General features: G+C 63.8%; 19 protein-coding genes and 1 pseudogene. 11 read left to right on the top strand and 9 right to left on the bottom strand.

Translation table 11 applies throughout. The annotated features are described in order from the left end of the window. Positions 1 to 50 precede the first annotated feature (50 nt). Positions 51 to 2,801: an ATP-dependent helicase gene (locus ACODNH_RS18400; RefSeq protein WP_434530748.1), complete on the top strand. Its 2,751-nt coding sequence runs from the start codon at positions 51 to 53 to the stop codon at positions 2,799 to 2,801. 97 nt (positions 2,802 to 2,898) lie between these two features. Next, entirely contained in the window at positions 2,899 to 3,540 is a 642-nt protein-coding gene (locus ACODNH_RS18395; RefSeq protein ID WP_434530747.1) for a beta-class carbonic anhydrase, read from the top strand. A gap of 74 nt (positions 3,541 to 3,614) precedes the next feature. Here ACODNH_RS18395 and ACODNH_RS18390 read toward each other — a convergent pair whose 3' ends face one another. After that, positions 3,615 to 4,682, bottom strand: a complete 1,068-nt coding sequence (locus ACODNH_RS18390) for a hypothetical protein (RefSeq protein WP_434530746.1) — start codon at positions 4,680 to 4,682, stop codon at positions 3,615 to 3,617. A gap of 141 nt (positions 4,683 to 4,823) precedes the next feature. Here ACODNH_RS18390 and ACODNH_RS18385 point away from each other — a divergent pair, with 141 nt between their 5' ends. Together ACODNH_RS18385 and ACODNH_RS18380 are read left to right on the top strand one after the other, a co-directional pair. Further along, on the top strand, positions 4,824 to 5,285 hold the full coding sequence (locus ACODNH_RS18385) for a PH domain-containing protein (RefSeq protein WP_306706787.1): 462 nt from the start codon (positions 4,824 to 4,826) through the stop codon (positions 5,283 to 5,285). Then, positions 5,282 to 6,967, top strand: coding sequence for a PH domain-containing protein (locus ACODNH_RS18380; RefSeq protein ID WP_434530745.1), 1,686 nt, complete (start codon positions 5,282 to 5,284; stop codon positions 6,965 to 6,967). Before ACODNH_RS18385 ends, ACODNH_RS18380 begins: the two co-directional genes overlap by 4 nt. On the opposite strand, the pseudogene ACODNH_RS18375 reads toward ACODNH_RS18380, so the two are convergent. From ACODNH_RS18375 to ACODNH_RS18345, 7 genes and pseudogenes are all read right to left on the bottom strand, one after another. After that, positions 6,968 to 9,710: pseudogene (locus tag ACODNH_RS18375) on the bottom strand (AAA domain-containing protein). A gap of 69 nt (positions 9,711 to 9,779) precedes the next feature. Further along, on the bottom strand, positions 9,780 to 10,175 hold the full coding sequence (locus tag ACODNH_RS18370) for a DUF2237 family protein (RefSeq protein ID WP_306706782.1): 396 nt from the start codon (positions 10,173 to 10,175) through the stop codon (positions 9,780 to 9,782). Between the two features lie 51 nt (positions 10,176 to 10,226). Continuing rightward, a complete protein-coding gene (locus tag ACODNH_RS18365; RefSeq protein ID WP_306706781.1) occupies positions 10,227 to 11,438 on the bottom strand; it encodes an AAA family ATPase in 1,212 nt (403 codons plus the stop codon). A gap of 107 nt (positions 11,439 to 11,545) precedes the next feature. After that, a complete protein-coding gene (locus tag ACODNH_RS18360) occupies positions 11,546 to 12,973 on the bottom strand; it encodes a DUF7519 family protein (RefSeq protein ID WP_306706779.1) in 1,428 nt (475 codons plus the stop codon). Then, positions 12,974 to 14,305: a DUF58 domain-containing protein gene (locus ACODNH_RS18355; protein ID WP_434530744.1), complete on the bottom strand. Its 1,332-nt coding sequence runs from the start codon at positions 14,303 to 14,305 to the stop codon at positions 12,974 to 12,976. It abuts the gene before it with no gap. Beyond that, positions 14,305 to 15,243 carry a DUF7269 family protein gene (locus ACODNH_RS18350; RefSeq protein ID WP_306706775.1) on the bottom strand — a complete coding sequence of 313 codons (939 nt, stop codon included), beginning with the start codon at positions 15,241 to 15,243 and terminating at the stop codon, positions 14,305 to 14,307. The genes ACODNH_RS18355 and ACODNH_RS18350 overlap by 1 nt, the downstream gene beginning before the upstream one ends. Then, entirely contained in the window at positions 15,240 to 17,336 is a 2,097-nt protein-coding gene (locus ACODNH_RS18345) for a DUF4129 domain-containing protein (protein ID WP_434530743.1), read from the bottom strand. Before ACODNH_RS18345 ends, ACODNH_RS18350 begins: the two co-directional genes overlap by 4 nt. A gap of 211 nt (positions 17,337 to 17,547) precedes the next feature. On the opposite strand from ACODNH_RS18345, the gene ACODNH_RS18340 reads away from it, so the two are divergent. Both ACODNH_RS18340 and ACODNH_RS18335 read left to right on the top strand, forming a co-directional pair. After that, on the top strand, positions 17,548 to 18,093 hold the full coding sequence (locus tag ACODNH_RS18340; RefSeq protein ID WP_004518045.1) for a hypothetical protein: 546 nt from the start codon (positions 17,548 to 17,550) through the stop codon (positions 18,091 to 18,093). Positions 18,094 to 18,148: 55 nt separating this feature from the next. Continuing rightward, complete coding sequence (locus tag ACODNH_RS18335) at positions 18,149 to 18,469, top strand: hypothetical protein (RefSeq protein WP_306706771.1); 321 nt, start codon at positions 18,149 to 18,151, stop codon at positions 18,467 to 18,469. Here the strand turns inward: ACODNH_RS18335 and ACODNH_RS18330 are convergent. Beyond that, positions 18,466 to 18,693, bottom strand: coding sequence for a ribbon-helix-helix domain-containing protein (locus ACODNH_RS18330; protein WP_004518043.1), 228 nt, complete (start codon positions 18,691 to 18,693; stop codon positions 18,466 to 18,468). The two genes, ACODNH_RS18335 and ACODNH_RS18330, sit on opposite strands and share 4 nt — an antisense overlap. A gap of 74 nt (positions 18,694 to 18,767) precedes the next feature. Here ACODNH_RS18330 and ACODNH_RS18325 point away from each other — a divergent pair, with 74 nt between their 5' ends. From ACODNH_RS18325 to ACODNH_RS18305, 5 genes are all read left to right on the top strand, one after another. Further along, positions 18,768 to 20,117: an MFS transporter gene (locus tag ACODNH_RS18325; protein WP_306706768.1), complete on the top strand. Its 1,350-nt coding sequence runs from the start codon at positions 18,768 to 18,770 to the stop codon at positions 20,115 to 20,117. A gap of 103 nt (positions 20,118 to 20,220) precedes the next feature. Further along, positions 20,221 to 20,577, top strand: a complete 357-nt coding sequence (locus tag ACODNH_RS18320; protein WP_306706766.1) for a hypothetical protein — start codon at positions 20,221 to 20,223, stop codon at positions 20,575 to 20,577. Next, positions 20,574 to 22,184, top strand: coding sequence for a methyl-accepting chemotaxis protein (locus ACODNH_RS18315; protein ID WP_434530742.1), 1,611 nt, complete (start codon positions 20,574 to 20,576; stop codon positions 22,182 to 22,184). Before ACODNH_RS18320 ends, ACODNH_RS18315 begins: the two co-directional genes overlap by 4 nt. A gap of 134 nt (positions 22,185 to 22,318) precedes the next feature. Next, complete coding sequence (locus ACODNH_RS18310; RefSeq protein WP_306706761.1) at positions 22,319 to 23,005, top strand: glycosyltransferase; 687 nt, start codon at positions 22,319 to 22,321, stop codon at positions 23,003 to 23,005. A gap of 42 nt (positions 23,006 to 23,047) precedes the next feature. After that, positions 23,048 to 24,835, top strand: a complete 1,788-nt coding sequence (locus tag ACODNH_RS18305) for an ArnT family glycosyltransferase (RefSeq protein WP_434530741.1) — start codon at positions 23,048 to 23,050, stop codon at positions 24,833 to 24,835. Positions 24,836 to 24,837: the final 2 nt, after the last annotated feature.

Genomic DNA, 24,837 nt, shown 5'->3' with positions numbered 1-24,837 from the left:
TGGCGGAACCCACTTGCCACGGCAGTCCTACTGGTCGATAAGAGCCGACAATGGGAGGACGCGAGCGTCTCGCAGCGACGGACCCGGAGTTCGACCCGGAGGCGGTCGACATTGACGACGCCGAGGTGCTTGACCGCCTCGCGCCCGTCGTTCAGGAGTGGTGGGTCGAGCAGTTCGGTGGGTTCGTCCCCGGTAACGGCGGCTTCTTCACCCCGCCACAGAAGGAGGCCATCCCGCTCATCCACGAGCGCGAGAACGCCCTCATCTGTGCGCCGACAGGGAGCGGTAAGACCCTCGCGTCCTTTACCGGTATCATCAACGAACTGTTCGGGAAGGCCCGCGAGGGCGAACTGGAGAACTCCGTCTACTGCCTGTACGTCTCGCCGCTGAAGTCGCTGGCCAACGATATCCACCGGAACCTCGGACAGCCACTCGATGGTATCACTGCCAAACTCGACGAGCGCGGCGAGGACGTGGAGATACGGCACGCCATCCGCCACGGTGACACCAGCGACAGCGAGCGGCAGGCGATGCTCGAAACCACGCCCCACATCCTCAACACGACGCCGGAAACCCTCGCAATTCTGCTGAATTCGCCGAAGTTCAAGCAGAAACTCGAAACCATCGAGTACGTCATCGTCGACGAGATCCACAGCCTCGCCGAGAACAAGCGCGGCACGCACCTCTCAGTATCGCTGGAGCGCCTAGAGGAGATGGTCGAGGAACCGCCGACGCGCATCGGCTGTTCGGCGACCGTCGAACCACTCGACACCGTCGCCGAGTTTCTGGTCGGCTGTGAGGAACCCGGTGGCGACCCACGGGACTACGAAATCGTGGACACCCGCTTCGCCCGGGACTTCGACATGGAACTGTCCTGTCCGGCCGACGACCTCATCAACACGCCGCGGGATATCATCACTGAGCGGTTCTACAAACAGCTTCACGACCACGTCCAGTCCCACACCAACACGCTCGTGTTCACGAACACACGCTCGGGGGCCGAACGGGTCCTCCATAACCTCCGCGAGAAGTTTGATGGCTACGACGAATCCAACTCCGGCTGTCACCACGGCTCGCTTTCGAAGGAGCGACGCCGCGACATCGAGGAGTCGCTGAAGGCGGGCTCGCTCGACGTAGTGACAACCTCGACCAGCCTGGAACTGGGTATCGACATGCCCCACATCGACCTCGTCGTACAGGTCGGGTCGCCCAAATCCGTCGCCGCGTTGCTCCAGCGTATCGGCCGCGCCGGCCACCAGCTCGGCGAGACTGTCGAGGGCCGCGTCATCGCACTGGATCGCGACGAACTGGTCGAGTGCGCGGTGATGCTGGAAAAGGCCGAGCGGGGATTCGTCGACCGCGTGTTCATCCCCGAGAATGCACAGGACGTGGCCACACAGCAGATATACGGCATGGCTATCAACGACGTTCGCCCCGAGGCGACATTCAAAAGCGTCCTCCGGCGGGCCTATCCGTACCGGGACTACGACGACGAGGACTGGGAACAGCTGATGCGGTATATGACCGCCGACTACCCGGGGATGGAGGATAAGAACGTTTACGCCAAAATCTGGCGGGACACGAACGACGCGCCTGACGGCGAGCACCACTACGAGGACTACGACGTGGGCGAGCACCTCATCGGCAAACGCGGCCGGCTTGCGCGAGTCATCTACATGACCAACATCGGGACGATTCCGGATTCGTTTACCTGTGATGTGGTCACCCGGAGCGACGATAGCTGGGTCGGCCAACTGGACGAGTCATATCTGGACACGCTGGAGAAAGGCGACGTGTTCGTGCTGGGCGGAAACAACTTCGAGTACCGCTATCGCCGCGGGTCGAAGGTGTACGTCGACCGGACCGCCGCCCGCCCGACGGTCCCCTCGTGGTTTTCCGAGCGCCTCCCCCTTTCATACGACCTCGGACGCGAGATACTCGACTTTCAGGGGCAACTGCTGGACCGGCTTGGCGATGGGGGGATGTCGGAAGTCAGGAACTGGCTCCGGACGTTCCCCGTCGACGAGAACAGCGTCCGGGCCATCGCGCGGATGTTCCGAGAACAGGTGGCCTACGCCGGCCCGGACAGCGTGGCCACGACTGACCGCCTCGTCATCGAGGAAACGCTTGACCACGATGAGTACGAACGCCACTACCACGTCCACTCGAACTACGGCCGGCGGTTCAACGATGGCTTCTCACGGCTGCTGGCCTACCACATCGCTCGGGCGGCCAGCGCAAACGTTCAGGTCGCCGTCGCCGACAACGGCTTCACGCTCTCGATGCCGCTGAACCGGAAGGTGGATATCGCGCGAATCGTCCGCGATTTGGACCCAGAAACGGCTCGCGAGGACCTCCGGGCCAGCCTCGACGGGACAGACCTCCTCCAGCGGTACTTCCGCATCAACGCTACGCGGTCGCTGATGATACTCAAACGCTACAAGGGCTACGAGAAATCGGCCAGCGAGCAGCAAGTCTCCTCGGAGATGCTGCTCGGGTTCGCTGAGGACCTCGGTGACTTCGCCGTCGTCGAGGAGACCTACCGGGAGATATTGGAGGATAAGCTCAACGTCGACGGCATCGAGACCGTCCTGCGTGCGATGCAGGACGGCGACGTGGACGTGGTTCGGACCCGCGTCGACTCGCCGTCGCCGCGGGCTTTCGGTCTCGCGACGCTGATGGCCAGCGACGTTGTGCTCGCCGATGACGAGTCGGCTGTCCTGCAGGAGTTCCACCAGCGAGTCCTGAACGAAATAGAGGACGGGGATGCCGATGACAGCACCGTCGCCACTGACGACTGAGCGGCTGGCACTGTTCGACACGAGTGCCTGTCTCCCGTCCGCTGTACTGCCGGCGAGCAAGCAGTAAAGGCCACGGGGCACAAAGGCGTGTTCTGCAATGCCACATCACACACACGGGAGCGACGACGACGCACACGATCATGAAGAGCCGGAGGCCGGCCACGTTCACGAATCGGTCGACGACGGCGTCGACGCGAGGGACGACTGGGCGCGTCGACGGCGCAAGGGCATCCCGACCGACAAGCAACTGCTGGTCGTAGCGTGTATGGACGAGCGAATCCCTGTTGAGGATGCGCTCGGGCTCTCGCTGGGCGACGCACAGATATACCGAAACGCCGGCGGGAAAGTAACAGACGACGTAATTCGCTCAGCGGCGCTGACAACACAGTATTTCGATACGACGGAAATCATCGTCGTCAACCACACCGACTGTGGAATGATGAGCGCGTCCGACGAGGATATCGTTGCAGGGTTCGAGTCCGCGGTCGATGGTGACCTCGATGATATCGATCTGGACCCGGCACTGCCGGAGCTAGATATCGGTGACGCGTCAATCGCGGAGTGGGTCCGGATGACCGACGACATCGACGCGACCTGTGCGGCACAGGTCGAGTACCTCGAAAATCATGAGCTGATTCCTGACGATGTCACGGTGACCGGCTACGTCTACGAAGTCGAGAGCGGCCACCTCCGCCGACCCGGCGAGCGGGTCGCCGAACAGGTCAACGAGCGCGTGTAGTCCGCTACGGTCATCACCGGGTGACTGAGACGGGACGGAACAGTATCGGGGCAAACGTGCTGTCCGCGGCTGCCCTACTGCTCGGCGACGACCGGACAGTTGACCATCGCCGCGCCTGAGGCCAGGATGTCGGCGTCTTGGGCCGAGTCGAGGTCAGAAACGCTGTCGAAGTCCGCGTTGTCGAAGATGTTGACCAGCCACAGCGGCGAGTAGCCGTCGTCACCCGGCACTGTCGCGGTGACGTTGTGCGTCTGGTCGCTCCCCTCTTCCGAGAGGAAACCGGATGGCGGGCCCCCGCCGTCCTCGTCGGGGTTCGCGTTGAAGCTCACGTAAATCGGGGAGATCGGGACGGTACCGTCGGACGACGATAGCGACGCCTCGCCGAACAGGAAGTATGGGACTACTTCGCCATCGTACCAGCCCTCGACCAAGTCGGCCGAACTGCTGTCGACACTGTGTCGTAGCTCCGCGGTTGACCCGTCGGGAACCACCGGGCAGTTCTTGATCGTCTCCGTCGGCTCAATGTCGTAACCCGCCTCCCGAATATGAGAAACGCTGGTCGCCGTGTTCGCTTCGTAGCCATCGGGCACTGTCACTTTGTGGACTTGCCAGAAATCGTTGTACCCCTCGTCGCCGGGCACCACGTCGATGATGTTGAGTTGGTCCTCGACCGGGTCACCGTTTTCGTAAAACAGCGCGTAAATCGGGGCTGCCTCGGTCGGCTGGACGTCGAAATCGTAGTACTCGATAACGGTTCCGTCAGGCCCGTATCCCTGTGTCAGGAACTGCTCGTCGAAGTCGATCGGCTCGTCGGCGTCCGGAAGCGCGTCGTTTGCGCTGCGCTGGTGGAGCATCCCGGCGGCGTCGCTGAATCGGTCGACCGACGCCATCGGGGCATCGCTGGGATCAGTGGGGCCCATATCGCCGTCCATCGATCCTTCGGTCATCTCTTCCCCCTTATCCATTGCGTCGCCGTCCGTCATCTCACTCTCGGTCATCCCACCTTCGGTCATCTCGCCCTCAGTCATTTCACCGTCTGTTCCGCCACTGCCGTCACCGTCGCTACCGCTACACCCTGCGAGTGCGAGTACAGTCCCGGTGCTTGCAAGCGTCGTGAGGAATCTGCGTCGAGTGTCTGCCATATTCCGTCTGGACACGCGATGGATTACCTAAAGGAACTTTTTCGAACTCCGGATGAACTGTCCCCCGCGTTCGGGTCGAAACCGTTCCAATTTCGGCCCGGAGCCAAACCGTTAATCCGCGGCCGGCCCCTCGGTTCGGACATGGAGTCGCTTCACCCGCGGGTGAGACTGCTGTGGGTTCTGTCGACAGTTATCCAGGCGTCGGTGCTCGGCGTCATCGCGTATCTTGTTGACCGGTTCGCGGTCTCACTGCCACAGACGGTGGTCGTCGTCGGCTGGGTTGTGCTCGTGTTTCTTGGCGTTGCCCACGCAATCGCTGCCCACCGGATCTGGCGCTTTGACCTACAGGACGACGCGCTCTTTCTCCTCCGCGGTGTCGTCACCCGGACCGACACGTCGGTCCCGTACGTTCGTGTTCAGCACGTCGACACCACGCGCGGCCCGGTAGAGCGGGCCATCGGGCTGGCGAGCGTCGTCGTCTACACTGCCGGGACCCGCGGCGCGGACATCACGATCCCCGGACTGCGGCCCGAACGAGCCACCGAACTGCGAGAACAACTCCGTGACCTCGCGAACGAGAGCGAGGCCACGGACGCGGTATGAACCGGCTCCATCCGCGAAGTGCGGTCCTGAGCGTTGCCCGAGCGGCGCTGCAAGGCGGCTTCTTCGGCTTCTTCGGCGGGTCGCTCGGGACCGGCATGCTCGGACTGCCAGCGTTCGCGGTTCCGCTGCTGGGCCTGCTCGGTGCACTGACGTTTGGCGGCTACGCGCTGGCGCGCTATCTCCGCTTTCGCTACGAACTCGATGGGGACACGCTCACTGTCGAATCTGGTGTCTTCGCCAGGCAGTCCCGCCAGATTCCGCTGGGCCGCGTCCAGAACCTCGATGTCGAACAGAACATCCTCAACCGCCTGCTCGGGCTCGCAATCGTCCGCTTCGAGACGGCTGGCGGCAGCGCAACGGAAGCCACACTGGACGCGGTCGACGAGGCGGAGGTCAAACGTCTCCGGAACTACGTGCGGACCCACGACCGGGACGAAGCCGCCGAGTCGGCGGCAGAAACTTCCGACGCGGTGTCTGAGACTGCAACATCTGGCCGGTCGGCCCACGCTGACCTTCCCGGCGTGACCGGTCCCACACCTGCACACACCGGCGACGCCAAGACGGCGAATGACTTCGGGGACTCGGCCTCGGCTTCGGACACGGAACCACGCGACCAGCCAGACGGGTCGCTGTTGTTCGCGTTCGACCAGCGCGAACTCCTGACGTACGCGCTCGTCTCCGTCCGTCCGGCCGCGCCGGTCCTGACGCTCGCGTCGCTCCCGCTGGGGATGGATATCGTCTGGACCGTCCTGCGGTTCAATGCGAACCTCGTTGGGGCGTCGCTGAATGGGCCTGTCGTCCGCTGGCTGGCTAGCTCACCGGAATCCACGCGACTGGCTGTCTTCGCCGCCCTCTCTGTCGTCCAGTTCCTCCTGCTTGCGCTGGTCGTCAGTGTGGCGCTGACCGTCATCGAATACTACGGCTTCCGACTCACACAGGCCGACGGCGACCTCCGGTACGAGCGAGGGCTGTTGCGCCGGTACAGCGGTAACATCCCGCTGGAGAAGGTCCAGACGGTCACCATCCGCGAGAACGTCCTGATGCGACGGTTCGGCTACGCAACGCTGGCTGTTGAGACGGCCGGCTACAGCGGTGGGAATCAGCAGTCAACACAGGGCGTCGCCGTGCCCCTCGCGCCCCGCGAGGAGGTATACGAACTGGCCCGCGACATCGAGTCGTTCGGCGACCTCGACTTCGACCGCCCGCCGAAGCGCGCCCGGCGGCGCTATCTCGCCCGCTTCTCGCTGGCCGCGGCCGGGCTCACCGCAGTCGCCTACGGCATCGATTTGCTGGTGCTTGAAACCGGCTACTGGTGGCTCGCCGCTCTCCTCTTCCTCCCGGTCGTGCCGGCGGCACACTTCCGCTGGCGACACCGCGGGTTCGACCTCGATGACTCGGTGCTGGCGACCCGGAGCGGCTTCTGGCGGCGGACAACGCGCATTGTTCCGTGCTACCGGCTCCAGACGGTGTTCGTCACGCGGTCGCCGTTCCAGCGCCGCCGCGACCTGGCGACCGTGGGGGCTGACACGGCAAGTTCGTCAAGCCTGCTCGGCGGCGTCGCTCAGGTGTACGATATCGACGAAGACACCGCAAAAGAACTCAGAGACACGTTACGAGAGCGTCTCACCGCACACGTCGCAGGGCTGCGGACGGGCGCCAGAGGCGGCGACGCGGACGCGTAGTCAGCCCCGCGCCCACTCGACCATCCGGCCGTACACCTCGTCGGTCGCCAGCGCGTCGCCGTCGCCAACTAGGACGAGCGCTTTCTTCGCCCGCGTGAGGGCGACGTTGATACGCCGGTAATCCTCGAAGATTGGGCTGTCGAGCGTCCCGGTGGCGACAAAGGAGATAATGATGACCTCCTTGCTCGACCCTTGGAACCGGTCGACCGTGTCGACGGTCACGTCCGGCAGGCGCTTGGAAATCTCCGCGACCTGCGCGCGGTACGGCGCGATAACGCCGATGTCGTCGGCTGGAACTCCCGCAGACCGGTACGACGCGACGATTTCGGTAATTCGATCGGCCTCGGTCGGGTTGGTGTTGCCGACCTGACTGCCGTCCGGGTCGACGAACGCCACGCGGTCCCGGAGGCCTTCAGGCAAGCTCGCCGTCGCAACGCCGTCGAGGTCGTCGAGCCGCTGTGCGGCCACCTCGCCAGTCGCCGGCCGCAACTGCCCGTCGTAGAACTCCCGCGAAGCGAAGGCCTGGATGTGCTGGGCCATCCGGTACTGGCAGTCGAGCATCACGCCTGCGTCTGGGTGAGCATCGATGAGTCGTTCAAACAGCGAGGTCGACAACGTCTCGTTCTCTGACTGGACCACGGGCGGCAACTGTTGGTGGTCGCCGACCAGCACGAACCGGTCGGCCAGCGTCGTCGCCGCCAGCGTCCCCGGTTCGGTCAGCTGGCCGGCCTCGTCAACGACAGCCACGTCGAACTCCTGTGTCTGAAGCGTGCTCCCGCCGCAGGTGGCCGTCGTCGCCGCGACGACCTGCGCGCTCTGGAGCTGACTCGCACACTCGCCGGGGTCGCCGCTGGTCTCCAGCCGGTACTTCTGCATATCCTCGCGGACGCCGCTTTCTGTGCCAACGCGAACAATATCGGTGTAGCCCTGGTCTTCCAGCGCTTCCAGCAGATTGTCGACGGCACGGTTGGTAAACGCCGAGAGCAGGACGCGGTCGCCCCGGGCTATCAGTGCCCGGACCATCCGCGCCAGCGTGTACGTCTTGCCCGTCCCCGGCGGCCCATGGACCAGCGCGAAGTCCTCTGCGCCGACCGCCAGCTGGACGGCCTCGTTCTGGGCGTCGTTGTTGTCGATGAACGTCTCCTCGACTGGCTTGAACTCCGGCTCGCGCCGCCCGAACAACACGTCCTTCTGCTCGGGCGACTGGAGGAGAACGGCGTCGTGCAGCGCATTCTGGAGCCGGTCGGTGGTTAGCTCAGATGGGTACACGTCGAGTCGGCGGAGGTCAAGCGGCTCGTCGGCCGTGACGACGATTTCTTCGCCAAGACGTTCGACGCGGGCTGAGTTCAGCGTTACCGGTCACCGGGTCGCCGTCGCTGGCGAGCACGAGATTGCCCTCGCGGATCTTCGAGACGGCCCCGGTCCCTGTCGCGCGCAGTTCCCAGCGGCCGCCGTCGAGCTCCCGGCGGCCGGTCGGTTCGAGGCCGATGAGCGCCCGGTCGTTGTCGGCGCGCTCCTCGGGCGTCTGCTCCCAGAGCTTTGCGTACTCTCGGTGGACGGACCGGCGCTCGGCCTCGACGGCTGTGTAGAACTGCTCGAAGTAGTCCAGTTCCTCGTCTGGCACCGCTCGACCGACCGTTCCTGCTTTGGACTCCTGGTCGAGGCGGCCGGAGACGGCCATACAGGTGTCCTGTTCGAAGCAGTACTCGCATTTCGCGTTGGCCTCGTAGCCCGTCGGCACGCTAGAGTCGTACTCCATCGCCGCAATCGCGTTGCGGGTCCGGACGACGTAGTTCAGCAGCCCGCTCCCGATAGAGAACTCCTTGGCCGGCGAGAGGTCGCCGCTCTCCTCGTTGCGGTCGACGGCGGCGTTTTTGGTGTAGAGGAGCGTACCTGTGTCCGGGGCTGCGTCGACGGCGCTGCCCGTGCCAGCCGCGCGCTCCCCCAGCATCAGGGCGTATGCCGTCGCCTGGATCTTGTCCTGAAACCGCGGCTCCCGCTTGGTGTTCTTGCCGGTCTTGAGCTCGACGGGCATCCCGCGCCGGACGGCGTCGGCCCGCCCTTTCATGCCGAACCGCTCGGAGATGAGCGTCATCTCGGAGCGCCACTCGCTCTCCGCGGGACTGAAGTCCCGCTCCGAGTTGTCAGCGGCTGTCGCCGCTCCATCCGTCTCCGTGAGCGTCCCCTGCTGGAGCCACCCCTGAATAGCCGACGCGTGGTCGCGCACGTCTCCGGCCACCTCGTCGGCCTCTCGGCCCAGCAGTCCAATATCCAGTCCGGCGGCGTCGACCTGCTCTTCGATAGCGGTGTCGAGGTCCCGGCCCCGAAGCAGGTCGCCGAACACCTCGTGGACGACCGTCCCCTTCACAAGCGGGTAGGCGTGCTCCGCACCGTCGAGTTTCCGGAGGTAGTACATCCGCGGGCACTGCACCCACGCCCGGATGTCGGTCACGTCGACGAGGAAGTCCGGCTGGACGACCAGCGTGGCGTCGCCGCCGACGGAGTACTGCTGTTCGCCCTGATACTCCCGCTCGTCGGGGTTGTAGACGGCGATCTCCATCCCCATCTCGATGACCGCGGCGTTCTCGGTCCACTTCCCCCAAAGCGTCACCGTCGTGGGCTCGCCGGCCCCGCGGTCGGGACGTATCGTCACCTCACAGAGGTCGCTCTCGCCGTACTGGGTGTTCACCGTCTTCGGCTCGTCGATGTCGACGACGACACCGCGAACACGGTCTACGCTCATGCTTCGGCCCTCCCCTGTTGCACGACCCAAGCGACGGGGCGGTCCCTCAAAAGTCGTTCGCGCCGGGGCTCATTCGCTGGTCGTATCGGCATCGGACTCGGTATCGGCGGCGTACTCTTCGAGCGTCTCCAGCGACACGTCATCGAGGACGTCCTCGCTCGTCGCGTCGAGGTTCACTGGCGGTGCGTGCCCGGCCTCGTGGGCCTCTATCCAGCGCGGAACGCAGACACACCAGCTATCACCGGGGTCGAGACCCGGAAAATTCAGCTCTGGCCGCGGCGTCACGAGGTCGTTGCCCTGTGCCTTGCTGTACTCCAGAAACTCCGCCGTCATCACGGCACAGATCTCGTGCCGGCCCGGGTCACGCTGGAGCGGGTAGCAGTAGCCATCGCGCATAAACCCTGTCTCGGGGTCCATCGAGCAGGGGGCCAACTCCCCGCCGAGGACGTTGTGTTCGCTTTCCATACCACGTCTGGCTGTTCCGGAGAGTAAAGCCGTTCGGCTACCCGCTCGCGCTCACTGTCCCTGTTCGATGTCGTCCTCGTCACTCCGGCTTCGCGTGTCACCTGATGAGTTGGCGGGCTGGTCGCCATCCCCGTCCAGTTGTCTAGCCTGGCTCTCCTCTGCTCCAGCAGCACTCTGCGACGGGCGCTGCCCGGGAGAATTACCGTCTGGTGAGGGTTCCGATAGAGAGTCAGCAGGTTCGGACCCGCTCGGTGCCGTCGATTCGGCCCTGTCGTCCGTCTCCGGTGCATTCGGTGAGACTGCGGGCACGTCGACAGCGTCCAGCGCGGCCTGAATCACGTCGTCTTTTTCGGTCCCTTCGATAGTAGCTTCTGTCGTCAGGACCAGTCGGTGACTCATCGTTGCGTTTGCCAGTCGCTTCACGTCATCAGGTGTGGCATACTGCCGGCCAGCGATGACCGCGCTGGCCCGGACAGCCTCGAAAACCCGCTGCACGCCCCGCGGCGAAACGCCGATCTTTGCCCGGTCGTCTTCGCGTGTCGCCCGCGCCAGGTCGACGATGTAGCGACGAACCTTGGTGTCGACGCGGATGTCTTCCGCACACTCCTGAAGGGCACGAACCGTCTCTGGGTCAACTACCGGATCGACCGATGGCGAGAGTGTTCGCCGGTTGGCCCGCCGGTCAAGCAGCCCCATTTCCCCATCGACATCGGGATAGTCCATCGACGTCTTCACGCTGAAGCGGTCCCGCTGGGCCTCGGGAAGCTGGAAGGTCCCTTCCTGCTCGACGGGGTTCTGGGTCGCGATAACGACGAACGGTGTTGGGAGTGGGTGCGTCGTCCCGTCGACACTGACCTGTCGCTCTTCCATTGACTCAAGCAGTGCAGACTGGGTCTTCGGCGGCGCACGGTTGATTTCGTCTGCGAGCACGACATTCGAGAACACCGGCCCCTCTGCGAACTCGAACTCCCGTTCGTGCTCGTTGTACACGTTTGACCCGGTCACGTCCGCCGGCAGCAGATCAGGTGTAAACTGTACCCGAGTAAATTCAAGGCCCAGCGCCTCCGCCAGCACCCGCGCCAGAACCGTTTTACCCGTTCCCGGTACGTCCTCGACCAGAACGTGTCCTCTGGCGATGACGCCAGCCAGTGTCTCGAACAGCACTCGGCGTTCGACAACGACAGCCTCCTCAACTCGCTCCACAATGTTGAGACAGTGTTCTGACGCCGCCTCAACGCTCAAATCCGACGATGACCCGGCCATGCTCCATGCGTTGTACTCGGGGTGTATCAATGTGTACCATTAGCCGTTATCTGTCGAGCTTCGTGGCTACTGATCCATTCTGGACGGATCAGCAGTGAGTCCGTCTCTTAGCCACGAAGTGGGGCAAGCAGCAGTAACACACCGACCGCGGCGAGTGCCATTGTCTCCGGCGATCCGACTGCGGAACCGACAGCGTGGCGCGCTGCATCGACAATGCCGACGGCGGCGATGCCGAGAAGTCCGACGCCGACGGCGAACACGCTGTGATACAGCTCCAGCCGTCGCGTTTCCGGACGATGCCCCAGTTCTGCCGTCAATCCCAGACCGAATGTGCCAACGTCCCAGGCGACGAGGCCGCTGACGACACCAGCAAACACCAGTAGCGTGGGAAGGTCGGCCTGTGCCGCACCGATGCTCGCACAGATGAGTCCCGAAGCGGTCAGTGCCGCGGGGCCGGCACGTGCTGGCAACAGGCCAAAGATGAGCGCGCCGATGACGAGCACAAGCAGCAGATACACCACCAGTGGCAGCAGGAGGGCACCAAAGAACACCGCTGGGAGCGAGGCGAACCCGAAGATCCCGGTTCGCAGGAGGAACAGGGCTACCAACACCAGATAGCCAACTGCCGCGATGGCGGCCCCGACAGTCCGCACCGAGGCGGCGTTGAACTCAGTTGTGAACTTTCGGATGACAATCACACCGCTACCAGCAACCAGCGCGCCGACTGTGACTGCCAGAAGCGGCGCGAGAACGACCCACGACGACAGCACTCGGATACCGAGACTGAACGGTGGGGACGCGACGAGCTGACCAAACGGCGTAAACAGTAGCGCCAGCGGGGCGACCACAGTGAACGATACTGAACCGATTGCGACCAGTTTGAGTGACCGGGTCCCCCGTTTCAATCTGGTCGCCATCGCGTCTCGGCGGCTCCGCGCTGTCAACTGCACGAGTGGGAGCTGTGCCACGGCAAAATACAGGCAGCCCGACGCGGCGACGCCGAGGACACCAAGACAGACCGTGGCGGCCATCGGTGATGTCCCGCCAGCGACAGCGCTCACCAGTTCCCAGCAAAACAACGCGAGCACGACTACGACCGTGCCAACGACGAGGCCGACCACTGCGAACAGATACGAAACGGCGCTGCTCACTGTCGCTGCTGACACTGCCTCTCTATCGAGCACATTGGTCCAGGCAGTCGCGACGCCGACCATTGCGACGGCAACACCGAACCCAAGAAGCGGGGCGGCTGCTACCTGCCCGACCGAGGCGATGAGGCCGGTCGCCGCCGGCAGGAAACAGAAGTGACCAATGACCGTCGGTCCCAGTCCGTCTCGGTCCAGCAGCGTCAGTCCCGCCACGGCAATGCCGGCGAGGAGTGCGATACCACTGAACAGTTGTGGGTCGCCGAATAGAACGCCTGTCGCCAGGGCGGACGCAGCGACTATGAGCGCGGCGATAGTCAGACTGGTCGCCCGCGGTCGCCCCTCGTCGCCGACGGCCGATGGTGTGTCGAGTCGCGGCCCGGCAATCATTTAGGCTCCGCCTCCTGGCTGGGCGCTGCCATTCGGCTGGCGCGCCGCGACGGCGAAGGCGTAGTCGAGGATGAGCGGCAGCGGTGTCCCACGTCGCCAGTCGATTGTCCGGGCCCCGGACGCCTGACACCGCGCCAGACGGGTCCGACGGCGGACGTGGTCGTACTGTCCGCTGACGGTGCTCGCCGCGGTTACGTCCGTCGAGAGCACGGCTCGCTGGCAGTCGAACGCTGCCCACGACGCCATTGCAGTGACCGGCGCGTCGTCGAGCAACGGCGAGACGAGCACCAGCTGGCAGCGGGGTCCGGCCATCTCCATAACTTTCCGGAACTGCCGCTGTGTGTCGGCCTCGTCTGCTGGCCCACCAACCGGGTCGCTCTCGGCAGCATCGGCAGCGGCTCGTAGCTGTTCGACAGCCAGCGACCGCTGGTTGGGTCCGTCACCTGGCTGGAGCCAGGTCAGTCCCGCTGGACCGTCGCCGTCGATGCCGACGATTGCCAGCCCGACTTCGTGGCCGGAATCCAGCAGCGAGGTCAGTGCGTGTGTAGTCGCGTACGCGCCGAGTTCGACCGCAGTCGGGCGACCGGGCCCGGCGGTCACCCGCGCTGGCGAACGGGCGTCGACGACGAACACGACCGTCGTTGACACCCACTGCTCGTAGTTGACCGTCGACAGCTCTCCTCGCTTCGCGTAGCCGCGCCAGTCGATGCGGCCGGCCGGGTCACCGCGCTGATACTCCCGCGTCGAGTGAAAGGTGAAGCCATCGCCGGGGGCGTCGGCCGTGAGTTGGCCCACGCGGTCGGTTCCCTGGTCGGACAGCGGCGGCGCCCGAGCGTCCAACTGACACACCAGCCTGTCATCGCCCTCGGGGTGTCGTGTCGCAGTCGCGACTTCGCCGGCACCCGTTCCCCGGACGCGGAGCCGTGGCTCGTCGAAGTCGTGTTCGCCCCGGCGGGCGATGAGGGTGTATTCGAGCGTGACTGATTCGCCGGCAGCAAGTGTCTCGCCACCGCGGGGCGACCCGTCCAGCACTGCGAGGTCAGTCGGAACGCCGTCGACGACCCGGATGTCCGACAGCGTCTGCTGGCCGCTGTTTGTCACCGTCAACTGGACTTCGACAGGGTGCCCCGGCGGCGCTGGCGTCGGGTCAACCGCCCGCGATACGACGAGGTCTGCCGGGACAGCAGCAGTCGACAGGACTCCGTAGGCCAGATACGAGAGCGGGAGTGCAGCGGCCAGCAGCAGTGTCCCGCTCCCCTCCCAGATGCCCGCTCCGGCGAGTGCCAGCGCGGCGACGATTGCGCCGCGCCACCGCGTGGCTCGTCGCCCCATCAGTTTCTCCCCTCCGTCACGTCGCCCCAGTCGGCCCTGTCTGTCGCTGTGGTATCCGCTCCGCTATCGTCGACCGGTGCTGTCCCGCCAGTTTCCGGGTCACCGCTGGTCGCGTCGTCCGCGCCAGTTCCGTCCCCAGTGCCGGCTCCGTCGACGCGGGCATCTTCTGACGCGCCGTCTGCGCTAGCCCCGATGTCTTCCCGCTCGGGAATCGACCCGTCGACGGCCCGCTGGAGGCTCCCATCAGCCGCCCGCTGCAGGTCGGCGACTGCTGGGGCGACGACTGGCATCGGACGCGGCGCTCGCTGGCCGACCACTGCCGGCAACGCATCATCGGCCGCAACGCTGACTGCCGCCATTGCTCGCCCACACCGCTTTCGGACGGCCTTTTCCGGAAACAGCCAAGCCCGGAGGCGCGCGCGAAACGGCCGGTCCGGCGGCGTGACGGATTCGTCCAGTACCGCGGCGGCAACCGGGTCGTCCGTCCAGGTCCCCGCGGCTAGCTGCGCTTTTACCGTGTCGGGGTCGTGACCTCCCTGAACCAGTGCCTCCGTGAGCGTCGCCCGAAGTGGTTCCCGGACAGGGTCAAGGCTCTCGTCGACCGACCCATCGTCGCGGGCCTTCGCAACCGCCGCTTCAACGCGTTCTGCGAGTTCGGTTCCGGAGACAGCGTCATCTGTCGGTGTCGTCTCCAGATACTCTCTGGTGAACCCGTCGTCATCAGCCCACGGTGACGGTGATATCGTGGGGTTGTCGGGCGTCCGCAAGAGCTTCCAGACGGCCACGAGCACGCAGACGAGGAGGACGAGGACACCCGCCGCACCCGGTCCGGAAGCCGCGGGTTCTGGCGTCCCTATCAGTCCGATAACCGCGCCGGCAGCCACGAGTAACATGCCACACAGCACGGCGATTCCCAGCCCGACGTGACGACGATTCATTCTGTGTCCTCCTGCTCGTCACTCGCACTCACCAGCGCATCGTACGCGTTACGGGCCTGCTCACGGCGGTTATCGCTCGAATAGCCGCCGTATTCGACATCCCGGAACGCCTCTGTCAGTGCTTCGACGGGGGCCCTCGGGAGGCCGCTGTCGATTGCGGCCCGGGACACCTCGCCGGGCGTCCGCGTCCGCCAGTGCCCGGGGACGACGTGCCTAGCGAACGCACGCCAGATGTCCCGAAGCGACGGGAGCGCCGACTCGTCGCCGTCTGACGAGTCGGTACCCGACTCGCTTGGTCCGGGACGAGACGCCTCAGTCTGGCGGTCCGTATCGTCGGTCCGGCCAGAGATGTAGACACTGACCGCACTCAGTGCCACCCCGGCCCCAGCCACGACGGCACCGGCCGCGCCCCAGCGAACATAGCTCAGTATCACGCCGACACACGAGAATCCGAGCGTTACAATCCTGCGCGGCGTAGTTTCAGCCCTGACCACAGTGATGGCTCGATACCCGGCCAACCGGAGCCACTGCCTGAAGCGACGGGACAGTCCTGTCACCGTCAGCGGCAGCGACGTGAGCCATGCGGCCAGACGGATAGCCAGTCGTTGGCCAATGCGCAACATGGCTTCGATACAGCCGACGAGCCAGAGTGCTGTTCGCCGGGTCAACTGAACGACACGGGCGACGAGGCCAGCAACCCTTTTACTGCCGTTCCTGGCAGCATGTGCGACCGCCTGCCCGCCCGAGATCGCATCCGATCGATAGTGGTACAGCGCGGCGACGCCCACGACTGTGAGCGCGATGACCAGTCCATCGCGTTCCCAGAGCACGCCGATGAAAAACAGCGAATCAAAGATAGCCCAGAGCACACCGACGCCGCGTGCGACCCTGGGAGTGTACAGCAATGCGGCGATAGCGATAGTCACCACAGTTACCACCAGCAGCATCGAACTCACCACAACGGTCCCGATATACGCGTCCCAGAGCGTCGTTCTCGCTGTCTGTCTGTCTGTTGCCGCTGTAACGGTAAGCGAGGGATTTGCCGGGAGTGAGACAGCAACGGTGCCGTCAGCGCCAGTTGTCCCGCGGCGCTGGTCGCCGAGCGTGACAGTTGCGTTCGTGACTGCCTTGCCGTTTATTGTGGCGTTAACCGCGGCGCTATTACTCGGTACTGGGAGGGTCTTCGCTGGCACGACGCGGACGTGTAAGTTCAGTACGTCGACGCGTGCGGTACCCTCGAACTCGCCGCGGGACACAGTTACTGCAGTGGTATCGCTATCTGGGACTGTCAGTTGAGACTGGCCGGTGGTGTCAGCTCGGCCGACAATATCGCCGTCGTGGCTCACGGTCGCGTTTCGTACCGGGACGCCGTCGACCGTTGCGACGAGCGGGACAGTCGACCCGGGGTACGGTTCGCCAAGCAGTGTCACGCTGACGTTCCCGGCGACACGGTACTGACCGGTGTTATTGTCGGCCGCTGTCTGCTGGCGCGTAGCAGTCGAATCACCCTCGCCAGATAGCCACATATTCTCTCTCGCGAGACGGTCAGCCGTTTCAGTCCCCGATCCCTCGTCCGGCCGACGGTAGAACTGACATGACTCTACGCCCGGCGATTCGACCGTTACGTTCAGTTCGCGCTGGTAGGGCACCTGTCCGGTCACCTGCCCGCTCTGGTCAGTCCGACCGACATATCGGTCATTGAACCAGACACGGGTCGCGGCCGCTGGTTCAAGATCTTGATACACCAGGACTGTGAGGGGATGCCCGGCTTTTGGCGTCGATTCAATGAGGACACCACAGCCGTCCGCAGTGGGCGGGGTAGTCTCGCCGGGAAGCGGAATCGGCTCTGTGTCGCCTGTGACGTTGGTGCTCCCGCCACCGTCGCGACGCTGTTCTCGTGTATCGGTTGGTGTCTGCGTGAGTGGTTCAGACCCGCGGCTCCCGTCACTGCCCCCACTGTTGTCGACCCCGCTCTCAGTAACCGGTGGTGGGGCCAGAAACGCAGCGACAATTAGCCCGACGAGGCAGAGACTTACCAGTAGTAGCTGCCGCCAGTCAACACCGCCATGGTCGGTATCGGATGCTGTACCCACTTGTCGCCCCTCGTAACGTGCGCCCGTACCGCGACACCCCGAGCTGTTATCATAGAAACTGGCGTGAAAGATAATCAATCCCCGGTATGGTTGTCGACAGCGGCCGCAGTCGTGAGGACACTCAGCCAGTATATACGACATTTCTCCATCTCCCGGGCAGCAGTCGGGACCGATGGGTTCATTCTGACTCAGTCCGAACAAGGAACTGACAATGCGCGTTCGTGACTGGCAGGACATTCTCGAAGACGTGATGGAGAGCAATGCCAATCCGGGGGACTGGCGTGCCGTCGGGGGCGACCGCGCGAACGGAATCGGCGAGGATATCTACTTCGGTCACCCCGACGCTGGTGTCTACCAACTCAAGACCTACGCGAAGAACCCCTTCGAGGTCCAGGGCGTCGGGTCGCAGGTGGCCCGCCGAATCGACGACGACATCGACCCGCTGTTTCCGAACGACGGGTCCGGAATTTTCGGTGTCCAGCAGGGGCCGGAAGACGAGGACGACGCCAAAGAGAAGGCCAAGAACCTCGAAACGGTCCTCGAAACGCATGCGGACGCACCGACGTCACCGCAAGCGCTGCTGGAGGACATGATGGACGCGATGGACTCCCCTGCCTACGGCCCGATGGAGTTTGATCACCACGACCGGCCAGACCAGATGACTGAACTCACCGAGACATTCGAAGAAGCGGAGGAACTACTTGACGCGGAGTTCGAGGACGTTATCGAAGAAGACGTAGAGCGGGGCTTCTACTGATGAGCGTCCGGACACAGCCAATCTGTACCGGGTGTCGCTAATGGTCGGCCCCTCGATGACAGACGCCGACCGGAAACGATTTCTCAAATATACGCAAGTCGGATTCGCGCTCCTCTTCGGCGTCTCGATGGGGCTTGTGACGTTGTACGGGGGTTCGGAACTACCGATTGTCGCTGGAACGTTTGTCGTCGGAACCGTCGTCGGCGGTGGTCTCGCATGGTACATCATCCCGGAGAGCATCGCAGAGACGCCCTACGAGTCAGTCGACAGAGGTCCGAAACCCGGCGCAAAAATGAAACAACAGCGACAGGAAAACGACGGCTCCGGACAGCGGGCATCCGAGGACGACGGCCGACTCTCACAGAACCGCGATTAGAGGAAGTCGTCCTGCATCGCCGGGTCCTGCTGTTCCGAGGCCGTCTGGTCGAAAATCTCTTCATCGAGAGTCTCGGTCTCTTCGGTTGTGGTATTGTAGGCCGAAATCCCTCGCTTCAGGAGGTCTTCGACTGCTTGGTCGCGGTTGAGGAACTCGCCCTGTTCGACGAGTCGCTGGATGTCCGAGTCCACCTGGTCCGGAAGTGACACCTTGATTTTGCTCACACTTGCCGCCTATACTGTTCGGACATAAAAACCCACCCCTGCTTTTGGGAGGGGACAAAAAGGCGCACGCATGAATGCGCGAAACCGTCACACACTTGACGGCGGCCGACACGAACCACAGTGTGAACGCGAACGACCGAGCGATCACCGCACTGGTCATGCTCGCACACGGGCTCGTCCACACCTACGAGATGGCGATCCCGATATTCGTCGTCATCTGGCTCACGGAGTTTGATCTCATCAACCTCGGTATCGCACAGTTCAACGTGACGACGGCGACCGTCGGCATCATCGTAACGCTGGGCTATGGCCTGTTCGGGGCCGGGGCACTCCCGGGTGGTATCGTCGTTGACCGCATCGGCTCCCGCCGACTCATCACCGGCTGTCTGCTGGGGATGGGCGGCTCGTACATTCTGCTTGGCCTGGCCCCAAGTATGGTCGTCATCGCGCTGGCGCTTGTCCTCTGGGGCCTCTCGGCCAGCGTCTACCACCCAGCCGGGCTCTCGCTCATCAGCAAAGGTGTCGAACAGCGCGGGACCGGACTGGCCTATCACGGCGTCGCCGGCAACCTCGGTATCGGCCTCGGCCCACTCGTCGCCGCGATTCTCCTGCTGGTCGCTGAGTGGCGGACCGTCGCGCTTGTCTTGGGTATCCCTGCGTTGTTCGCCGCCGTCTATGCCTCGCAGGCGAGCTTCGACGAGACGGCGGCGGTGACGACCGCGACTGACGGCGGGTCAAAGGCCAGCAGCGGTATCGACTCGCTCGAGGAGTTCCTCTCGGAGAGCAAGCAGCTGCTGGCCGGGAGCTTCATCCTGGTGTTCGTCGTCGTCATGTGCTCGGGACTGTACTATCGTGGTGTCCTCACGTTCCTTCCGGAACTCCTACGAGACCTGCCGGGCTTCGAGCCAATCCCGATAGAGACGCTGTTGCCTCCCGGCGTGCTCTCCGCGCTCGGTATCGAGGCCGGGACGGGCCAGACACTCAAGCCACAGGACTACTTCTACGCGGGCCTGCTGCTCATCGGCGTCCTCGGACAGTACGCCGGCGGCAAACTGAGCGACCGGATTCCCGTCGAATACGGTATCGCCGGCTCGTTCCTAGTGCTCGCTGTCCTCGCGGTGCTGTTCGTTCCGGTGTCGGCGATGGGCTTCGGTCCACTGGCGGTGCTGGGTGCACTTCTGGGCGTCGCGCTGTTCGTCGTCCAGCCGATGTATCAGGCCGCCGTCGCCGAGTACACGCCCGCCGGCACGCGCGGACTCTCGTACGGCTTCACCTATCTGGGCGTGTTCGGGGTCGGCGCGCTCGGCGGTGGTCTCGCTGGGTCGATACTGGCCTTTGCGAACGCGACGGTGTTGTTCGGGACACTCGCCGGCATCGCAGTCCTCGCCGCTGCCACCGGGCTAACTCTCGCTCGTCGTAAGTAGCCGACCACTATCTTTGGTCCACTATTCGAACAACAGTTATGTCGTTTTCAACCGTTGTAATTGGGCGGTAACATATAACACACCCTGAAGCTGATATCGTCGCATGCAAACAGGGCTGGCCGCACTTGACCCACACAAAGCCGTACTCCCGATTATTGCCGTTATCGGACTCATACCAGTACTACTGTACTACCGGCGGAGTTCGCGGCTGTTCGTACTCGGCTACATGCTACTGATTCTAGCAACGGTCGTGACCAACGTCGAGAACCTGTTTCTCGGTACAGTACTCAATTACACCGAGCACTACCTTGGTCTGATGGGATCAGGACTCGCGTTCCTGTTTGCAGCGTACGTGCGCCGCAAGCAAGTACTGGCGGACGATGGCAACGGGGACGGCCCGGAAAGTGCTCTCGAAGATGGTCCAGATGTCGCCGCCGATGGCGGGAGGACAGAACAGTGAGTGCACCCATAATCCTCGCGGACTTCATCGCGGTTACCGCATACGCCGCAACGGTCGTTCTCGGCGTGAAAACGTACCGCGAAACTGAACTCGACTCAGGGTTTTGGGCGAACTTCTCGTTCGCTGCGGCGCTCGGGTTCCTCTGGACGGGCGTTGTGTTCCTTGAATGGATCGGCATCGCGGGAGCAATCATGGATGCACTGGGTACGTCCTTGTTAGCAGTACTCATCGGTGTTGTCGCAATTTCCTCGACAGGAACCATCGCAACTGTCGAGGATCTCAAGACGGCTACCAGAACGGCTTCGAACCGGCGAGCTGAGGCGGAGGAACAGCGCAAGGCCGCAGAAGAGCAACGTCAACAGGCAGAGGCGGCCAAGCAGCAAGCTGAGGAGGCACAGCGAGAAGCTGAGCAGGCGAAACAGGAGTCAGAGAAGCTAAACAATCATCTCCGAACGAAGGCCGAGTCCTTCAGAACAACAATGCATGCGGCTGCTGAGGGAGACTTCACGCAGCGGATGGACCCCGATAGTCGAACGGAGGCGATGACTGAGATCGCGACGGCGTTCAACGACATGATGGAGACGCTCTCGGAGACGCTGACGACTGTCACGCAGTTCGCCGGGCAGGTCGACGATTCGACGGACGAACTCGGAGCCAGCGCAGAGGAGGTGCGAAACGCGAGTCGGGAGGTTAGCGAAAACGTCGATGAGATTGCTTCGAACACCGACCAGCAACACGACAACGTGACGAATGTCACCGACGAGATGACTGATCTGTCTGCGACCATTGAAGAGATAGCGTCCTCAACCGACGAAGTAGCGAAGAAGTCCGCCCAGGCGTCCGAACTTGGTTCCGTCGGTAGCGAGCGCGTGACCGGTGCGAAATCGGAGATGGAGGCGATCGAACGACAGGCCGATGCCACCATCGACGATGTCGAATCGCTCGATACCGAGATGGAGCAGGTCGGCGAAATCGTCAGTGTCATCGAAGACATCGCCGAGCAGACGAACATGCTGGCGCTCAACGCCTCTATCGAGGCTGCTCGCGCCGGCGAGGCTGGCGAGGGCTTCGCCGTCGTCGCCGACGAAATCAAGGGCCTCGCTCAGGAGACCGGCGAAGCGACCCAGCGCATCGCGGACCGCATCGAGACGATTCAGGAATCGACGACCGACGCCGTCGAAGGAATTCACGAAATGGATGAACGCGTCGACAACGGTCTGGAGACGGTCGATGAGACCATCAGCGTTCTCGAAGACATCCTCCAACACGTCGAGGAGGTCAACACCGGCATTCAGTCCGTTGACGACGCGACCGACGAACAGGCCGCCTCCGCAGAGGAAGTGGTGGCAATGGTCGAGGAGTTCGACGCAATGACCGAGCGGACGAGCGCGGGAGCGCAGACCGCAGCCGCGGCGGCCCAAGAGCAGACTGCGGCCATCGAGGGTGTGACAGATGATGTAGTCCATCTCTCGGACCAGGCTGAGGACCTCTCGGAATTGCTCAGCAGCTTCAACTTCGCTGTCTCCGGCGAGGCTGACCGCGCGACAGCGGCGACTGGCGAGCCCGCACCGGTGACCGACGGGAGCGGCCAGACCGAAAGAAACTAACACCGCCTGCTGTCGGCCGTTTCTGCGGTGATCTCTCGGCCGGCGAGTCGAAGACGAGTGTACTTCTGATCGTGACTCACGCTCTCCGGATCATCAGATAGTATTTCTGTCTGTACGGTGTAGCCGTGGATCAGATGGACGCCGCAGTTATCGTCCCGGCCTACAACGAGGCGGAGTCGCTGGCCCGCTGTCTGGCTCCCTTCGAGTCACAGCCCGTCGAACTGATCGTCGTGGTCGGCGGCGATGACGGGACGGAACAGGTAGCCCGCGACACCCCTTTCGTCGACACCGTCGTCCGGTGCGACGAGGGCGGGGCGGGAATCGCTAGGAACCGCGGAGCCGCGGCCGCGACAGCGCCGATTCTGCTGTTCACCGATGCCGATACGGTGGTCCCCGAGGACTGGGTTCGCCTGCATCTCAGGCACTACACCGACGATGGCGTAGTGGGTGTTGGTGGCCCCGCGAGGCCACTCGAAGACAGCCTCAAGCACCGTGTACTGTTCAAACTGCTGTCGGACTACTGGTATCGGGTGTCCTGGCCGCTGGGCTTCGTCCAGCAACCGGGCTTCAACTGTAGCTTCCGGGCCGACGCCTTCGAGGCCGCGGGCGGCTTCGACGAGGACATCCCGTTCATGGAGGACACGGAACTCTCACTGCGGATGAAAGACTACGGCCGAATCGTATACGACGCCGACTCCTGTGTGGCCACGTCCGCGCGTAGAGAGGCTGACGAAGGGTACCTCTCGCTGTTTGCCAAGTACGTTCGGGGATACGCCAATCACTACATCTTCCGCCGGGAGTTCGATGCCGACTACTTCTGAGAAGGGCAGCCTTTTCAACACACACACCGGAGCACTGACACGATGAGTGGCTGGCGGTCACTGCTCCGACGTGCTGTCGAACAGGTACGGTCGGACCTCCGGGACGACCCCTATCTCCGCTACATTCTCCTCCTGTCGACTGTGCTGGTCGGGTTCTGGTTCTGGCACCGTATCCCGAACTTCGCGACCCGCGACGAGTACAGCCGCTTGCTCGACGCGATGGTCGTCTACGGGTCGGTCCTCGAAGAACCGACTTTCGAGGGGCTCAAGGCCGGCATCGAGTGGGGTCGGGCCCCCTTCGGTGCGACGCTGTACCTCTATGCGCTGGCTATCCTCCCTGTCGTACTCGTCGCAGCTTTCACCGGCGAGTTAGGCGCGTTCACGACTATCGCCTTCCCCAGCTGGGAGTTCGGCCACTACGAGGTCTGGGCAGCCACGCCCGAGTGGATATGGACCTGGAGTCTCGTCTCCATCCGGCTGACCAACGTCATAGCCGCGCTCTGTACCGTCTACCTCACCTACCGCCTCGGTGTTGCTATCGAGGGGCGTAACGCCGGCCGGCTCTCGGCCGTCGTGCTCTCGCTTACCTTCGGCTTTCTCACCATCTCGAAGGAAGCCGGTGAGGACATGCCGGCGCTGGTCTTCGTCCTCCTCGCGCTGTATCTGCTCGTCAGGTACGTCCAGACGGACGACGGGACGCTGTTCCTGACGGCAAGCGCCGCTGGCGGGGTCGCGATTGCGTTCAAACTGACGGCTGTGCCGGTCATCCTGCTCATCGGTGTGGCCTTCCTGCTGCGTGCCCATGCCGCTGACGCGCCGCTGACAGAGACGCTGTACCGGCCGAAGCTCCTCCTAAGCGGCGCTTTGCTCGGGTTCGCGATGATCGTGCTCGGGTTCCCCACTGCGCTCGTGGCGGGGGCCGAACCGTTCATCGAGCGCGTGTTCGGCGGCTCGACCTCGCGGATGAGTCATCCGACTGGTCCCGACGCTCCAATGTGGTGGTGGTTCCTGCGGGGCTACTTCAGCGCGCTGGGACTGCCGCTGGTTACCGCGGCCGCCGCCAGCGTCGTGGCGACTGTCGCCACGCTGCGCGACCGCGATTCCGCCTTCCACGGCACTGTCCTCGTTTTGACGGGACTGGGAGCCTACATCGCGATGTTCTCCCAGTGGCACGATTTCCGAGTACACCACCTCATACCGACGTTCCCGCTTATCGCTTTGCTCGTCGGGGGGCGACTGGTGGACCTCCGCGAGCGCTCGTCGTCTCTGGCGCGACCGGTGATGGCTATCTTGCTGGTGACGACGGCCGTCTACGCCGGTATCGGGACGGCCCAGTTCGCGTCAATGCCCCGGGACGAGGCGACGGCATGGCTCGAAGACAACAGCGAAGAGGGCGACGTGGTTGAGACATATCGCGTCCACATTCAGGACACCGCTGTCCCGCACTCGCTGACTGCCAGACACGTCGCCGGCCAGGACTCGGAGGCGGAGGAAGCGATGGCGTGCCCACGATACATTCAGGTCGGGTATCGGGACCTCCTATACCTCAAAGAAGATACCTACTACCGGAACGGTGACGCACAGGCTACCTACCTCCGGAGCCTTCTGAACGAGGAGCCCAACTACCGAATCGTTGCCGAGTTCGGGGAGCGACCACCGAACTTCGTGCCCCAGCGACCGACGCCTGGTTCGTTCACTGACCTGCTCCGGCTCGGCGTCATCCCGCATACTGACCAGTTCGCCGACGAGCAGGAACTCGCAGCGAACCAGTACACTCTCATTCTGGAGCGTGATGGCGAGTGCGACACGAGCCGTCATCCGCCGTTCTGAGT

The organism is Haloarcula sp. NS06 (assembly GCF_051122755.1).
GTDB lineage: Archaea > Halobacteriota > Halobacteria > Halobacteriales > Haloarculaceae > Haloarcula.
This window is presented reverse-complemented; position numbering and strand designations above follow the sequence as displayed.

Bases quoted from the DNA above. Each gene is read 5' to 3' on its own strand.
- ACODNH_RS18360 (WP_306706779.1), bottom strand. From the start codon at position 12,973: ATGATTGCCGGGCCGCGACTCGACACACCATCGGCCGTCGGCGACGAG.
- ACODNH_RS18340 (WP_004518045.1), top strand. From the start codon at position 17,548: ATGCGCGTTCGTGACTGGCAGGACATTCTCGAAGACGTGATGGAGAGC.
- ACODNH_RS18390 (WP_434530746.1), bottom strand. From the start codon at position 4,682: ATGGCAGACACTCGACGCAGATTCCTCACGACGCTTGCAAGCACCGGG.
- ACODNH_RS18370 (WP_306706782.1), bottom strand. From the start codon at position 10,175: ATGGAAAGCGAACACAACGTCCTCGGCGGGGAGTTGGCCCCCTGCTCG.
- ACODNH_RS18320 (WP_306706766.1), top strand. From the start codon at position 20,221: ATGCAAACAGGGCTGGCCGCACTTGACCCACACAAAGCCGTACTCCCG.
- ACODNH_RS18310 (WP_306706761.1), top strand. From the start codon at position 22,319: ATGGACGCCGCAGTTATCGTCCCGGCCTACAACGAGGCGGAGTCGCTG.
- ACODNH_RS18395 (WP_434530747.1), top strand. From the start codon at position 2,899: ATGCCACATCACACACACGGGAGCGACGACGACGCACACGATCATGAA.
- ACODNH_RS18355 (WP_434530744.1), bottom strand. From the start codon at position 14,305: ATGGGGCGACGAGCCACGCGGTGGCGCGGCGCAATCGTCGCCGCGCTG.
- ACODNH_RS18400 (WP_434530748.1), top strand. From the start codon at position 51: ATGGGAGGACGCGAGCGTCTCGCAGCGACGGACCCGGAGTTCGACCCG.
- ACODNH_RS18350 (WP_306706775.1), bottom strand. From the start codon at position 15,243: ATGAATCGTCGTCACGTCGGGCTGGGAATCGCCGTGCTGTGTGGCATG.
- ACODNH_RS18385 (WP_306706787.1), top strand. From the start codon at position 4,824: ATGGAGTCGCTTCACCCGCGGGTGAGACTGCTGTGGGTTCTGTCGACA.
- ACODNH_RS18325 (WP_306706768.1), top strand. From the start codon at position 18,768: ATGCGCGAAACCGTCACACACTTGACGGCGGCCGACACGAACCACAGT.
- ACODNH_RS18365 (WP_306706781.1), bottom strand. From the start codon at position 11,438: ATGGCCGGGTCATCGTCGGATTTGAGCGTTGAGGCGGCGTCAGAACAC.
- ACODNH_RS18380 (WP_434530745.1), top strand. From the start codon at position 5,282: ATGAACCGGCTCCATCCGCGAAGTGCGGTCCTGAGCGTTGCCCGAGCG.
- ACODNH_RS18305 (WP_434530741.1), top strand. From the start codon at position 23,048: ATGAGTGGCTGGCGGTCACTGCTCCGACGTGCTGTCGAACAGGTACGG.
- ACODNH_RS18335 (WP_306706771.1), top strand. From the start codon at position 18,149: ATGACAGACGCCGACCGGAAACGATTTCTCAAATATACGCAAGTCGGA.